This is a genomic window from Neisseria meningitidis, from assembly GCF_022869645.1.
Taxonomy (GTDB): Bacteria; Pseudomonadota; Gammaproteobacteria; order Burkholderiales; family Neisseriaceae; genus Neisseria; species Neisseria meningitidis.
Map to the genome: position 1 here is coordinate 764,411 of NZ_CP064367.1, position 13,543 is coordinate 777,953.

The 13,543-nt window shown below is 54.5% G+C and carries 13 protein-coding genes; 10 read left to right on the forward strand and 3 right to left on the reverse strand.

From position 1 onward, the window contains the following. The first annotated feature begins 201 nt into the window (after positions 1–201). The 3 genes from IUJ45_RS04045 to adhP all read left to right on the forward strand — a co-directional run bounded on the left by IUJ45_RS04045 (position 202) and on the right by adhP (position 1,920). Positions 202–591 (forward strand): type IV pilin protein, encoded by a 390-nt coding sequence (locus IUJ45_RS04045; RefSeq protein WP_002249287.1) that lies wholly within the window; start codon positions 202–204, stop codon positions 589–591. Positions 592–621: 30 nt separating this feature from the next. Next, positions 622–750 (forward strand): hypothetical protein, encoded by a 129-nt coding sequence (locus IUJ45_RS10960; protein ID WP_002214395.1) that lies wholly within the window; start codon positions 622–624, stop codon positions 748–750. 123 nt (positions 751–873) lie between these two features. After that, positions 874–1,920 (forward strand): alcohol dehydrogenase AdhP, encoded by a 1,047-nt coding sequence (gene adhP / locus IUJ45_RS04050; RefSeq protein ID WP_167459868.1) that lies wholly within the window; start codon positions 874–876, stop codon positions 1,918–1,920. Positions 1,921–2,084: 164 nt separating this feature from the next. Here the strand turns inward: adhP and smc are convergent, their stop codons facing one another. Next, positions 2,085–5,570 (reverse strand): chromosome segregation protein SMC, encoded by a 3,486-nt coding sequence (gene smc / locus IUJ45_RS04055; RefSeq protein ID WP_082308632.1) that lies wholly within the window; start codon positions 5,568–5,570, stop codon positions 2,085–2,087. Between the two features lies 1 nt (position 5,571). Between smc and IUJ45_RS04060 the strand changes: the two genes are divergently transcribed. From IUJ45_RS04060 to IUJ45_RS04070, 3 genes are all read left to right on the forward strand, one after another. Then, positions 5,572–5,823: a hypothetical protein gene (locus tag IUJ45_RS04060; protein WP_009345706.1), complete on the forward strand. Its 252-nt coding sequence runs from the start codon at positions 5,572–5,574 to the stop codon at positions 5,821–5,823. Beyond that, complete coding sequence (gene lpxH, locus IUJ45_RS04065; RefSeq protein ID WP_002249284.1) at positions 5,820–6,542, forward strand: UDP-2,3-diacylglucosamine diphosphatase; 723 nt, start codon at positions 5,820–5,822, stop codon at positions 6,540–6,542. The genes IUJ45_RS04060 and lpxH overlap by 4 nt, the downstream gene beginning before the upstream one ends. A gap of 268 nt (positions 6,543–6,810) precedes the next feature. Further along, positions 6,811–8,397 (forward strand): L-lactate permease, encoded by a 1,587-nt coding sequence (locus tag IUJ45_RS04070; protein ID WP_002214399.1) that lies wholly within the window; start codon positions 6,811–6,813, stop codon positions 8,395–8,397. A gap of 167 nt (positions 8,398–8,564) precedes the next feature. Here the strand turns inward: IUJ45_RS04070 and IUJ45_RS04075 are convergent, their stop codons facing one another. Further along, positions 8,565–8,768 carry a zinc-finger domain-containing protein gene (locus IUJ45_RS04075; RefSeq protein WP_002249282.1) on the reverse strand — a complete coding sequence of 68 codons (204 nt, stop codon included), beginning with the start codon at positions 8,766–8,768 and terminating at the stop codon, positions 8,565–8,567. A gap of 115 nt (positions 8,769–8,883) precedes the next feature. Here IUJ45_RS04075 and IUJ45_RS04080 point away from each other — a divergent pair, with 115 nt between their 5' ends. Both IUJ45_RS04080 and IUJ45_RS04085 read left to right on the forward strand, forming a co-directional pair. Then, complete coding sequence (locus IUJ45_RS04080) at positions 8,884–9,381, forward strand: DNA-mimic protein DMP19 (protein ID WP_002249281.1); 498 nt, start codon at positions 8,884–8,886, stop codon at positions 9,379–9,381. Between the two features lie 81 nt (positions 9,382–9,462). Then, a complete protein-coding gene (locus tag IUJ45_RS04085) occupies positions 9,463–10,656 on the forward strand; it encodes an amino acid aminotransferase (RefSeq protein WP_002217853.1) in 1,194 nt (397 codons plus the stop codon). Positions 10,657–11,059: 403 nt separating this feature from the next. Here the strand turns inward: IUJ45_RS04085 and hemC are convergent, their stop codons facing one another. After that, positions 11,060–11,995 (reverse strand): hydroxymethylbilane synthase, encoded by a 936-nt coding sequence (gene hemC / locus IUJ45_RS04090; protein WP_002246814.1) that lies wholly within the window; start codon positions 11,993–11,995, stop codon positions 11,060–11,062. A 118-nt stretch (positions 11,996–12,113) separates the two neighbouring features. On the opposite strand from hemC, the gene ybeY reads away from it, so the two are divergent. Together ybeY and IUJ45_RS04100 are read left to right on the forward strand one after the other, a co-directional pair. Further along, complete coding sequence (ybeY, locus tag IUJ45_RS04095) at positions 12,114–12,629, forward strand: rRNA maturation RNase YbeY (RefSeq protein ID WP_002249280.1); 516 nt, start codon at positions 12,114–12,116, stop codon at positions 12,627–12,629. A gap of 1 nt (position 12,630) precedes the next feature. Next, positions 12,631–13,455 (forward strand): CorC family transporter, encoded by an 825-nt coding sequence (locus tag IUJ45_RS04100; RefSeq protein WP_002224003.1) that lies wholly within the window; start codon positions 12,631–12,633, stop codon positions 13,453–13,455. The last annotated feature ends 88 nt before the right edge of the window (positions 13,456–13,543 follow it).

Here is a 13,543-nt window from a genome sequence, read left to right on the forward strand (position 1 = left end):
ATCCCATAAATCGGAAGCGGATTCTACCGCAAGTCCCTGCCCCATCCAAGGCGGCAAACTGCCGACAATAAAAATAACCATTTGTTTTAAATGGCTTATACAATCTGCTTTCCCGAAAATTTCAATCCGTTTACATATTCCGCCATTTCCGATACGGCGTTATAATGCCGTCGACCGATAAACAAATGGAAACACATTGCTATGAAAAACGTTCAAAAAGGCTTTACGCTGCTCGAGCTGATGATTGCCGTCGCCATCCTCGGCATCCTGACGCTCATCACCTACCCTTCCTATAAAACCTACATCCGGCGCGTCCGCCTGTCGGAAGTCAGGACGACCCTGCTGCACAACGCGCAGACCATGGAACGTTACTACCGCCAAAAAGGGAGGTTTGACAACTACGACAAAAACAAACTGAAACAAAACAAATATTTCAACATTACCTTAAGCGAAGTCAGCCCCGACCATTTTACCCTTAAGGCAACGCCCAATCCCACCACCAACGACGGCGAAACCTGCGTCGTTACGCTCAACGACGGCGGTACCATTGCCGCTTCCGATACAAACCAATCCTGCCCCGGCTTCGACTAATCCTCCGCCGAAGCCCGCAAACCCGTAAAGATGCCGTCTGGACACAGCTTCAGACGGTATCTTTACGGGTTTGCCGTCCGGTTTTTCAAACTTGAAACCTGCCGCCCCTCATCCGGCAACCGCCCCGATGCCGCGCCTTTCCAAGCTGTTATAATATAACATATAATCTATATTTTTCAACAACATACCACTTGACCTGTGAGATGCGGAAGCGTATGCTTACCCTTATATCGGACAACATTCCGTTTACAGGTTTTTTTGCCGTAACTAAGGAGCGCAATCATGAAAATGCAGGCAGTTGTTGTGAATAAAAATGTAGCGGGCGATGTGGAAATAGTCGAACGCGAGGTTCGCCCGTTGAAATACGGCGAGGCGTTGGTCGAAGTCGAATATTGCGGCGTGTGCCACACCGACCTGCACGTTGCGGCAGGCGACTACGGCGAAAAACCGGGCCGCGTGCTGGGACACGAGGGCATCGGTTTGGTTAAAGAAGTTGCCGACGGTGTGAAAAATCTGAAAGTCGGCGACCGCGTCAGCATCGCCTGGCTGTTCCAAAGCTGCGGCTCGTGCGAATACTGCAATACCGGCCGCGAAACCCTGTGCCGTTCCGTATTGAACGCGGGCTACACCGCCGACGGCGGTATGGCGACCCACTGCATCGTCAATGCGGATTATGCGGTCAAAGTCCCCGACGGTCTCGACCCCGCCCAAGCGTCCAGCATCACTTGTGCCGGCGTGACCACTTATAAAGCCATTAAAGTTTCCAGTGTTCGTCCGGGACAGTGGATTGCCATCTACGGCGCGGGCGGTTTGGGCAACTTGGGGGTCCAATACGCGAAAAAAGTATTCGGCGCGCACGTTGTCGCCATCGACATCAACGACGACAAACTGGCGTTTGCCAAAGAAAGCGGCGCGGATTTGGTTGTCAACGCCGCCAAAGAAGACGCTGCCAAAGTGATTCAGGAAAAAACCGGCGGCGCACACGCTGCGGTCGTAACCGCCGTATCTGCTGCCGCATTCAACTCTGCCGTGAATTGCGTCCGCGCGGGCGGACGTGTGGTTGCCATCGGGCTGCCGCCGGAATCGATGGATTTGTCCATCCCGCGTTTGGTTTTGGACGGCATCGAAGTGGTCGGCTCTTTGGTCGGCACGCGCAAAGATTTGGAAGAAGCCTTCCAATTCGGCGCGGAAGGTTTGGTTGTGCCGAAAGTCGAGTTGCGTGCTTTGGATGAAGCGCCTGCCATCTTCCAAGAAATGCGCGAAGGTAAAATTACCGGCCGTATGGTAATCGATATGAAAAAAGAATGCGGCTGCGGCCATCACCACTGATTTGACGTGGCGATACACATCGAAATGCCGTCTGAACGCTGTTCAGACGGCATTTTTTATGGATTTGGATTTGATTTTAATCCGTTCTGTTTGAAATGCCGTCTGAAAACCCGTATCGCAACACGTCATTAAGAACGGCAAGATTCAACCGTTCTGCAACCCGTTTAGACGGATTCCGCCATTTCCAACGCCTGTTTGATGTCCACGGCAACGACGCGCGACACGCCTTTTTCCTGCATGGTTACGCCGACCAGCTGCTCCGCCATTTCCATGGTCAGGCGGTTGTGGGAGATGTAGAGGAACTGGGTTTGCGCCGACATTTCTTTGACCAGGTTGCAGAAACGCGAGGTGTTGGCATCGTCCAGCGGGGCATCGACTTCGTCCAGAAGGCAGAAGGGGGCGGGGTTGAGGCTGAACAGGGCGAACACGAGGCTCATGGCGGTGAGGGCTTTTTCGCCGCCGGAGAGGAGGTGGATGGTGCTGTTTTTCTTGCCGGGCGGACGCGCCATGATGGATACGCCTGCGGTCAGGAGGTCGTCGCCTATCATTTTGAGGGTGGCTTCGCCGCCGCCGAACAGGGTGGGGAAGAAGGTTTGGACTTTGCCGTTGACGGCGTCGAAGGTTTCTTTGAAACGCGCTTTGGTTTTGTCGTCGATTTGGGCGATGGCTTCTTCCAAAAGGGTGATGGCTGCCTGCACGTCTTCGCTTTGGCTGCGGTAGTAGCCGTCGCGTTCGCGCGCTTCTTCGAGTTCTTGCAGGGCGGCGAGGTTGACCGCGCCGAGTGCTTCGATTTGTTGCGAAAGGCTGCCGATGCTGCTGTTCAATACTTTCGGCGATTCTTTCGCCAACGCTTCGAGCGCGTCCAAATCGGCGGCGCGTTCGGTCAGGTTTTGATGGTAGCGTTTGGCGTTGATCAGGGCTTCCTGCTGCTGCAACAGGGCGGTTTGGGTGGCGGCCTGAAGCTTCGGCAGCTTGGTTTGCAGGGTTTGTACGCGGGCGTATTGTTCCCTACCCTGCTCCTGAATCTGCGCGAGTTTCTCCTGTACGACAATATATTCTTCGTCCAAACTCTGTACGGCTTCGCTCAACTCTTCGAGCTTGATGTGCTGCTCGTCGTTTTGGAACTCGGTTTCATAGGCGAGGGCAAGCTCTTGCTGGCGTTCCTGCCAATCGAAGGTTTGTTGTTCAAGCTGGGCAATTTGCTGTTGGTAGTTTTGTTTTTGCTGGTTGAGCTTGTGGACGGCGACTTCGGCCAGCCCGTATTGGCGGTTGGCTTCCAACAGGGCAAGCTGCGCCTGTTTCAGACGGCCTTGCTGCTCTTGGCGGCTGTGTGCGGTGGTCTGCTGTTGGTGTTCGAGTTCGGCGGCGGCTTCCTGCAAAGTAGCGATGTCGTCTGAAAGCCCGTCGGACGTGTGTTGCAACACGGTCTGCTCTTCCGCCAACTGCGCCAGTTCGCGCTCGATGTGTTCGCGGCGGATTTGCCCTTGGTTGGTACGCGCTAAGAGTTCGGCGGCGCGTTGCTGTGCTTGACTGTATTGGCGCGTGTGCTGCTGTTGCTGCTGCATCAGGTTTTTATGTTGCACTTCAGACGAGCGCACGGCGGCTTCCGCCTGTTTGAACGCGGCTTCGGCGGCGGAAAGTTCGGGGGCGAGGTTTTCCAGTTCGGACGCGATGCCGTCGAGGCGCGCTTTTTGGGCAATCAGGCTTTCCTGCGCGGGTTTGGCATAGAGCAGGACGCTGACTTTATCGACCTGATGACCTTCGGGCGTGAGCCAGATTTGGTGTGCGCCCAAATCGTTTTGATGCGCGAGGGCATAGCTCAAATCGGGCGCACACAATACGCCGTCGAGCCAGTGGTGCAATGCCGTCTGAAACGGCGGCTGCGCTTGGATTTGGTTCAGCAATGCCTGTACGGGCAGGGATTTTTTGATGCCGCCTGAGAGGTCGTCTGAAAGCCATGCCGCCTGCCCCTGCGGCAAAGGCTCGGGCGGCACGAAACCTTGCGGCACGGCGCGGGCGTGCAGGCGTTCGGCAAGAATGACGGACAAGGCGTGCTGCCACTCGGCGGGCGCGGTGATGTGTTGCCACAGTTGCGGCGCGGCGGCGTGGTCGGTTGCCTGCCAGAAATCGGCGGCTTCCTGCTGTTGCGACAGGATTTGCGACAACGCCTGCTGCTGCGCCTGCAAGGTAATGTGTTGCTGCTTCAGGCTTTGGAAGCGGCTCGATGCCGTCTGAAACGCCTCGCGGGCGGCGTGTAGAGCTTCTTCGGCGGCGATGATTTGTTCTTCGTAATGCTCTTGCCGGTTTTGCAACAAGGCGGCGGCTTCCTGCGCGGCGGCGGTTTCGGCTTCGTCGGGCAGGTTCAGGGCTTGGTTTTCCTGTTTCAGACGGCCTTTGTGCTCTTCGTGCCCGGCAATCGTTTGTCCGGTATGGGCAAGCTGCTGCTGTTTCAACGCCAGTTCGCGGCGGATGCGGTTTGCCTCGTCCTGCTGGGTTTGGAAGGCGGCGTTGAGCGCGGTTTGGGCTTCTTCCAATTCGGGCAGACGCTCTTCGTGTTCGGCAACCTGCATCGCCCATTCCGCCAATTCGGTTTGCTTTTCTTCGGTCTGCGACTCGTTTTCTTCCAGCTTGACGCGGATTTGCTGCTGCTCTTGATGGATGCGTTGCATCTGCGCCTGCGCCGCCTGCTTGTCGCGTTCGATGCGTTGGTGCAGGTTTTGCTGATGGCGGATTTGTTCTTCCAAACGGGCAATCTGCTCGCGCAACACGCCGCGTTTGTTGCCCAGTTCGTGTACCGCCTGCTGCTGCGACTGTTCGGCGGTCTGCAATGCGTGTACTTCGTCGTTTAACGCCTGAACCTGCGCGGCGGTTTCGTCCTGCTGCGCCTGCAAAGACTGATGCTGCGCGGTCGCCTTGTCGGCGGCGGCAAGCGATTGCTGCCATTGGGCGTAATCGAGCAAATCCTGCTGTTGGTTCAACTGCGCGGTCAGGGATTTGTAGCGTTCGGCGGTTTCCGCCTGTTTTTCCAGCTTTTCCACCTGACGCGCCAACTCGTTCTGCAAATCACCCAAACGCTGCAAATGCTCGCGCGTGTCTTTCAGACGGCCTTCCGTCTCCTTGCGGCGTTCCTTATATTTGGACACGCCCGCCGCCTCCTCGATATAGGCGCGCAACTCCTCCGGCCGCGCTTCGATGATGCGCGAAATCATCCCCTGCTCGATAACGGCATAACCGCGCGCGCCCACGCCAGTACCCAAAAACAAATCGGTAATGTCGCGGCGGCGCACGGTCTGATTATTGATGAAATAAGTCGATTCGCCCTGACGCGTCAACTGCCGCTTGATGCTCACCTCGGCATACTGCCCCCACGCCCCCTGCAAACTGTGGTCGCTGTTGTCAAACACCAGCTCCACCGAAGCCCTCGGCGCAGGACGGCGCGTCGCCGCACCGTTAAAAATCACGTCCTGCATACTCTCGCCGCGAAGCTGCTTCGCCGAAGCCTCACCCAACACCCAGCGCACCGCGTCAATCACATTCGACTTGCCGCAGCCGTTCGGCCCGATAACCGCGACAAGCTGCCCCGGCACATGAATCGTGGTCGGGTCGGTAAAAGATTTGAAGCCGGAGAGTTTGATATGGGTCAGGCGCATAATGGTCGGAAAAAATAAAAAAGAAGCGTATTTTAACGGAAATCCCGCCGCACCACCCCATATCTTGCCGGCAAAACCTTACCGCATCCCGCACCCTCGATGCCGTCTGAAGCCTTCAGACGGCATTTTTAACGCGCCCGAACCCCGATTCCGCCAACGCCCGATGCTTGGCGCGGCATTTGCCGTATTGCCCCGCCGCCGGGCGCGTTATAATCCGCCACGACATCCGCCCGATTTGGAAACCTGCCTATGAAACCCGCCTATTTCATCTCCGACCTGCATTTGAGCGAAAAGCACCCCGAACTGACCGCGCTGTTGCTGCGTTTTTTACGTTCTTCCGCCGCCGGGCAGGCGCGGGCGGTTTATATTTTGGGCGATTTGTTTGATTTCTGGGTGGGCGATGACGAAGTTTCCGAATTGAATACTTCGGTTGCGCGTGAAATCAGGAAATTGTCCGACAAAGGCGTTGCCGTGTTCTTCGTCAGGGGCAACCGCGATTTCCTGATTGGGCGGGATTTTTGCCGACAGGCGGGTATGACGCTGCTGCCGGATTACTCGGTTTTGGACTTGTTCGGCTGCAAAACCCTCATCTGCCACGGCGACACTCTGTGTACGGATGACAGGGCATACCTGCGTTTCCGCCGCATCGTGCATTGCAGGCGGCTGCAAAAACTGTTCCTAATGCTGCCCCTGAAGTGGCGCACGCGCCTTGCCGCCAAAATCAGGCGTGTCAGCAAAATGGAAAAACAGGTCAAGCCCGCCGATATTATGGATGCCAATGCCGCCTTTACCGCGCGGCAGGTGCGCGCCTTCGGTGCGGAAAGGCTGATACACGGGCACACCCACCGCGAGCATATCCATCACGAAAACAGCTTTACCCGCATCGTTTTGGGCGACTGGCATAACGACTATGCTTCAATCCTCCGCGTGGACGGGGACGGCGCGGTATTCGTGCCGCTGGAAAAATGCTGAAAATGCCGTCTGAAGCCTTTCGGGCGGCTTTTTTTACACGCCCCTTTCCCACACTCCCTCCGCCGCATCATCACCATCCTTAACCCGCATTAATAGCCATTATCGATAAAATGCTTGACCGATTACATAAGATTACGTAAAGTGTGCAAACGCATAACAATTGGTCTTACCAATTTATCTTTTAACCAAAATATCGGGTGTACGGGATTTGAACGTCTTTCCAAACCTCGACGCGCCTTATGATGCAAATGCCTAAAAAGGATTCGTTATGGCACTTTTCCTCAGCATATTCCCCATCGTCCTGCTGATTTGGCTGATGGTGAAAAAAAACAGTATGCCCTCCTACGTCGCGCTGCCGATTACCGCAGTGCTGATTTACGCCATCAAACTTTTCTACTTCGACGATGCGGGCATGCTGCTCAACGCCACCGCCGCTTCCGGCCTCGTCAAAACGCTCACGCCGATTACCGTGATTTTCGGCGCGATTATGTTCAACCGTATGATGGAAACCACGGGCTGCATCGATGTCATCCGCAAATGGCTGGCGACCATCAGCCCCAACCCCGTAGCGCAACTGATGATTATCGGCTGGGCTTTTGCCTTTATGATTGAAGGCGCATCCGGCTTCGGCACGCCTGCCGCGATTGCCGCGCCGATTCTGATGAGCTTGGGCTTCAACCCGTTGAAAGTGGCGATTTTCACTTTGGTGATGAACTCCGTCCCCGTCTCTTTCGGCGCGGTCGGTACGCCGACCTGGTTCGGTTTCGCACCGCTGAACCTGAGTGCCGAAGACATCCTCGCCATCGGCAGGCAGACCGGCGTAATGCACTTCTTCGCAGGTTTCGTCATCCCCGTCATCGGCTTGGGCTTCATCGTACCTTGGTCTGAAATCCGCAAAAACTTGGGCTTCGTCGCCATTGCCGTCTTCTCCTGCACCATTCCTTATGTCGCATTGGCGATGGTCAACGAAGAATTCCCGTCGCTCGTCGCCGGCGCGATCGGCCTGATGGTGTCCGTATTCGCCGCCAACCAAGGCTGGGGCTTGAGCAAAGACCACGCCAAAGACCCGAATGCCGAAAAAGTGCCGTTCGCCCAAGTCGCCAAAGCACTCGCCCCTTTGGGTATGCTGATCGGCATGCTGGTGGTTACGCGCATCAAACAGCTCGGCATCAAAGGCATTTTGACCAGCAAAGAAGAATGGTTCAGCTTCCAACTGCCGTTTGATTTGTCCAAAATCACCGTCAGCGACTCCCTGACGATTACTTTCGGCAATATTTTCGGACAAGATGTCAGCGCGTCTTACCAAACGCTGTACGTCCCGGCTTGGATTCCGTTTGTGCTGACCGTTTGGATTTGCATCCTGCTGTATAAAACCAAATTCAAAGATGCCTGGACGATTTATTCCGTAACTTTCAATCAAACCAAAAAACCGCTGCTTGCCCTGATGGGCGCGCTGATTATGGTTCAGCTGATGCTGGTCGGCGGCGACAATTCGATGGTGAAAATCATCGGTAAGGAATTTGCCGCAATGGCGGGCGAACACTGGGTTTATTTCTCGCCGTATCTGGGCGCGATCGGTGCGTTCTTCTCCGGTTCCAACACCGTGTCCAACCTGACCTTCGGCCCGATTCAGCAGCAAATCGCCTTGGATACCGGCCTGTCCGTTACCCTGATTCTGGCGTTGCAGTCCGTCGGCGGCGCGATGGGCAATATGGTGTGCCTCAACAACATCATCGCCGTATGTACCGTATTGGATGTGAAAAATTCCGAAGGTGCGATTATCAAGAAAACCGTTATCCCGATGGCGATTTACGGCGTGATTGCCGTCGTCGCGGCAATGATTTTCTTCCTCTAGGCGAAACGCCACCATCCATAGCGGCAGCACGCGGGGAACGGAAACCGCCGTTCCCCGTCTGGGCGGCGCATCGGGCAGAATCTCGGTGCCGGAACAGCCCGCCCCGCCAAACAAATGCCGTCTGAAACCGGAAAAGGCTTCAGACGGCATTTTTCCGCCGTTTGCATTCAGGCGTAATGATGATGCGGCATCTTTCCGTCAAGGCGGTAGCGCGTGCCGCAATACGGGCAGGCAACGCTGCCCGATTCTCCTTCGCCCAAAGGCAAAAACACTCTCGGATGCCCGTTCCACTGCTCGTTGTCGGGTCCCGAGCAATACAGCGGCAGATTTTCCGGCAACACGGAAATTTCCTGCAGATTCAGATTGTCCATTTGATTTTCCTTTGCGTGGTTGGCGTGCGCCCATTTTACGCCATCGGCAGGCTAAAGGATATTTTCGGCGCAAAGCCGCAATCCGCTATAATCCCCACTTTTCAGACGGCATACCATGACTGAGCTTACCCTTCCGGAAGACATCCGCCAACAAGAACCATCCGTTCTGCTCTATACCCTCGTTTCCGCCTACCTCGAACACACCGCCCAAACCGGCGACGAATCCCTCTCCTGCCTGTCCGACGACCAGCACACGCTGACCGCATTCTGCTACCTCGACAGCCAAGTCGAAGAAGGCGGCTTCGTGCAACTCATCGCCTCCGGTTACGGCGAATATATTTTCCGCAACCCGCTTGCCGACAGCCTGCGCCGCTGGAAAATCAAAGCCGTGCCGAAAGTCTTGGACAAAGCCAAAGCCCTCTACGAACAACACGGCAAAACCATCGAAACGCTCGCCGACGGAGGCGCAGACATCGAATCCCTGCGCAAACAGTTCCCCGACTTTGAAGAATGGGACGGCGCATACTACGAAGCCGCCGAACAAGACCTGCCCCTGCTTGCAGAACACATACAGTCAAACTGGGAAACCTTCGCCCATATCGGGCAGGCGTGATTGCGTCTGTTTCCAGCCCGTGTAAAACAGCGTAAAATCGGCAAACCCGAATGACCTTCCGTCCCCATCAAGGAGCAAGCTATGTTCTTCAAGCACATCGAAGCCGCCCCCGCCGATCCGATTCTCGGTTTGGGCGAAGCGTTCAAAGCCGAAACCCGCCCCGAAAAAGTCAACCTCGGCATCGGCGTTTATAAAGACGCATCCGGCGCGACACCCCTCGTCAAAGCCGTCAAAGAAGCCGAAAAACGCCTGTTGGAAAGCGAAACCACCAAAAACTACCTCACCATCGACGGCGTTGCCGACTACAACGCGCAAACCCAAATCCTGCTGTTCGGCAAAGACCACGAAATCATCGCCAGCCGTCGCGCCAAAACAGCGCAAAGCCTCGGCGGTACGGGCGCATTGCGTATTGCGGCCGAGTTTGCCAAACGCCAGTTGAACGCGCAAACCATCTGGATTTCCAATCCGACTTGGCCCAACCACAACGCCATCGCCAAAGCGGTCGGTATCCAAGACAAACCTTATCGTTACTATGATGCCGCCAAACACGGTTTGGATTGGGACGGCATGATTGAGGACTTGAGCCAAGCGCAAAAAGGCGACATCGTCCTGCTGCACGGCTGCTGCCACAATCCTACCGGCATCGACCCTACGCCCGAACAATGGGAAACTTTGGCAAAACTTTCTGCCGAAAAAGGCTGGTTGCCGCTGTTTGACTTTGCCTACCAAGGCTTCGGCAATGGTTTGGAAGAAGATGCCTACGGCTTGCGCGTGTTCTTGAAACACAATACAGAATTGCTGATTGCCAGCTCTTATTCCAAAAACTTCGGTATGTACAACGAGCGCGTCGGCGCGTTCACTTTGGTGGCCGAAGATGAAGAAACAGCAGCCCGCGCCCACAGCCAAGTCAAAACCATCATCCGTACCTTGTATTCCAACCCGGCTTCACACGGTGCGAACACCATTGCGCTGGTGTTGAAAAATGATGATTTGAAAGCACAATGGATTGCCGAACTCGATGAAATGCGCGGCCGCATCAAAGCCATGCGCCAAAAATTTGTCGGGTTGCTCAAAGCCAAAGGTGCAAGCCAAAACTTTGATTTCATTATCAAACAAAACGGTATGTTCTCTTTCAGCGGCTTGACTCCCGAACAAGTCGACCGCCTGAAAAACGAGTTTGCCATTTATGCCGTCCGCTCCGGCCGCATCAACGTCGCCGGCATTACCGACAACAACATCGATTATCTGTGCGAAAGCATCGTGAAAGTACTGTAAAAAGCACAGCCATATGAAAATGCCGTCCGAACCTTAACCAGTTCAGACGGCATCTGTTTTTTGTTAAAAAACAATAAACTATAACAATTTCAAACAAGCTAAAAACATCTATAAAATCAACCAAATATGATGAACTCAAATAAAAAATACGAATATCATCATTCTCAAATTCAAAATTTGAACGCCACAGTATTATCCGAAGCCACAAAAACCTTTCCGCCATCATTCCCGCGCAGGCGGGAATCCGGGAATCCAATGCTGCAAGAATTGATTAGAAACAACTGAAACCGAGCAAACTGGATTCCCGCCTGCGCGGGAATGACGAAATAAGGCGAGTGAAACTGATGAAACAAATTGATTAAAAACAATAACTTATATTATTTTATTTAAATTTTCGATAAAATCAATTTTCCGTATTCAATACTGCTCCAATCAATTCCCGCGCACCGTCGTCCGCCAATTTCTTAGCGACAGCGCGTCCGAGCGCGTCGGCATATTCGGCAGGGGCTTGCGCGTCCGCCCGCAACACAACCGAACCGTCGGGGTGTCCGACCAAGCCGCGCAAGGTCAGCAAGCCGTTTTCTTCCGTGCAATATGCGGCCAAAGGCACTTGGCAGCTTCCGCCCAAAGCGCGTGCGAGGGCGCGTTCGGCGGTAACGCAGGCATTGGTAACACCGTGGTTCAAGGGTTTCAAAACTTCATACAAATCTTCGCGGTGCGCGGCAATTTCGATACCCAATGCGCCTTGTCCGGCGGCAGGCAGGCTGTCGGATTCCGACAAAATCATGCGGATGCGTCCGTCCAATTTCAGACGCTGCAAACCGGCGGCAGCCAAGATAATTGCGTCGTATTCGCCGTTATCGAGTTTGGACAAACGGGTTTGCACATTGCCGCGCAAAGGTTTGATAAGCAAATGCGGATAGCGCGCACGCAACTGGGCTTCGCGGCGCAGGCTGGATGTGCCGACAACCGCGCCTTCGGGCATTTCTTCCAAACGCGCGTATTGGTTGGACACAAACGCGTCAAACGGATTGGCGCGTTCGCCGATGGCCGCAAGCGCGAAACCTTCAGGCAAATCCATCGGTACGTCTTTAATCGAATGCACCGCCAAATCGGCGCGCCCGTCATATAAAGCCTGTTCCAACTCTTTGACAAACAAGCCTTTACCGCCGACTTTTGACAAAGTTTTGTCCAAAATCTGATCGCCGCGCGTGGTCATGCCCAAAATCTCGACTTCGCAATCGGGATACAGAGCCTTCAGACGGCCTTGGATATGCTTTGCCTGCCACATAGCAAGCAGGCTTTCGCGGCTGGCGATGACGAGTTTTTTCGGGTTCATGTTCAATGCGTTCAAAGAATGGAAACGGCGTAAAGTCTATCATATTTTGAACGTTTCTTCAGACGGTATGCCGTGGTCTATGTTATATTTACGCCCACAAAACACGAAACCCGCCACAATGAAACGCGCCAAAAAATACCCTTTCTTAACGTTGCAGCGGCAACGTTTCCATTTGAACTTTGAAAACGCCTCTTCCGCCGCCGACATCCCCGCCGAACGTGATTTCTACCGCTGGGCGTGGTCTGCCTTGAAAAATGAATACCGCCGCGCCGACATCAGCCTGATTCTTCTGGACGAAGAAGAAGCCCGAGCCTACAACCGCGACTACCGCGGCAAAGATTACGCCACCAATGTATTGAGTTTCGCGCTCAACGAAGGCGAAATCCTGCCCTGCCAAGTTTCGGAAAAACTGTACGGCGATTTGATTATCTGCCCGCAAGTCGTTTTAAAAGAAGCCGCCGAACAGGGCAAAACGCCCGAACGGCATTTTGCCCACCTGACCATACACGGTACTTTACACCTGATGGGCTACGACCACATCGAAGACAATGAAACCGAAATAATGGAAGCCGAAGAAATCCGCCTGATGCGGGCGGCAGGCTTCCCCAACCCCTACCAAGAGGACGAATATTAAAATGGACGGTACGCAGTCGAAACCCAAGTTTTTCGAACGCCTGATCTCCCGACTTGCCGGCGAGCCCGACTCCGCCGAAGACGTATTGACCCTGCTGCGCCAAGCGCACGAGCAGGAAGTTTTTGATGCGGATACGCTTTTAAGGTTGGAAAAAGTCCTCGATTTTTCCGATTTGGAAGTGCGCGATGCCATGATTACGCGCAGCCGTATGAACGTTTTAAAAGAAAACGACAGCATCGAGCGCATCACCGCCTACGTCATCGATACCGCCCATTCGCGCTTCCCCGTCATCGGCGAAGACAAAGACGAAGTTTTGGGCATTTTGCACGCCAAAGACCTGCTCAAATATATGTTCAACCCCGAGCAGTTCCACCTGAAATCCGTCTTGCGCCCTGCCGTTTTCGTTCCCGAAGGCAAATCTTTGACCGCCCTTTTAAAAGAGTTCCGCGAACAGCGCAACCACATGGCGATTGTTATCGACGAATACGGCGGCACGTCGGGTTTGGTCACCTTTGAAGACATCATCGAGCAAATCGTCGGCGAAATCGAAGATGAGTTTGACGAAGACGACAGTGCCGATAATATCCACGCCGTTTCTTCCGAACGCTGGCGCATCCACGCGGCTACCGAAATCGAAGACATCAATACCTTCTTCGGCACAGAATACAGCAGCGAAGAAGCCGATACCATCGGCGGCCTGGTCATTCAAGAGTTAGGGCATCTGCCCGTACGCGGCGAAAAAGTCCTTATCGGCGGTTTGCAGTTCACCGTCGCCCGCGCCGACAACCGCCGCCTGCACACGCTGATGGCGACCCGCGTGAAGTAAGCACTGCCGTTTCTGCACAGTTTAGGATGACGGTACGGGCGTTTTCTGTTTCAATCCGCCCCATCCGCCAAACATAAAAATGCCGTCT

Excerpts from the sequence above, each read along its gene's own strand:
- IUJ45_RS04060 (WP_009345706.1), top strand. The coding sequence starts at position 5,572 with ATGGTCGGAAAAAATAAAAAAGAAGCGTATTTTAACGGAAATCCCGCC.
- adhP (WP_167459868.1), top strand. The coding sequence starts at position 874 with ATGAAAATGCAGGCAGTTGTTGTGAATAAAAATGTAGCGGGCGATGTG.
- IUJ45_RS04085 (WP_002217853.1), top strand. The coding sequence starts at position 9,463 with ATGTTCTTCAAGCACATCGAAGCCGCCCCCGCCGATCCGATTCTCGGT.
- hemC (WP_002246814.1), bottom strand. The coding sequence starts at position 11,995 with ATGAACCCGAAAAAACTCGTCATCGCCAGCCGCGAAAGCCTGCTTGCT.
- smc (WP_082308632.1), bottom strand. The coding sequence starts at position 5,570 with ATGCGCCTGACCCATATCAAACTCTCCGGCTTCAAATCTTTTACCGAC.
- IUJ45_RS04075 (WP_002249282.1), bottom strand. The coding sequence starts at position 8,768 with ATGGACAATCTGAATCTGCAGGAAATTTCCGTGTTGCCGGAAAATCTG.
- IUJ45_RS04045 (WP_002249287.1), top strand. The coding sequence starts at position 202 with ATGAAAAACGTTCAAAAAGGCTTTACGCTGCTCGAGCTGATGATTGCC.
- IUJ45_RS04080 (WP_002249281.1), top strand. The coding sequence starts at position 8,884 with ATGACTGAGCTTACCCTTCCGGAAGACATCCGCCAACAAGAACCATCC.
- ybeY (WP_002249280.1), top strand. The coding sequence starts at position 12,114 with ATGAAACGCGCCAAAAAATACCCTTTCTTAACGTTGCAGCGGCAACGT.
- IUJ45_RS04070 (WP_002214399.1), top strand. The coding sequence starts at position 6,811 with ATGGCACTTTTCCTCAGCATATTCCCCATCGTCCTGCTGATTTGGCTG.
- IUJ45_RS10960 (WP_002214395.1), top strand. The coding sequence starts at position 622 with ATGCCGTCTGGACACAGCTTCAGACGGTATCTTTACGGGTTTGCCGTC.
- IUJ45_RS04100 (WP_002224003.1), top strand. The coding sequence starts at position 12,631 with ATGGACGGTACGCAGTCGAAACCCAAGTTTTTCGAACGCCTGATCTCC.
- lpxH (WP_002249284.1), top strand. The coding sequence starts at position 5,820 with ATGAAACCCGCCTATTTCATCTCCGACCTGCATTTGAGCGAAAAGCAC.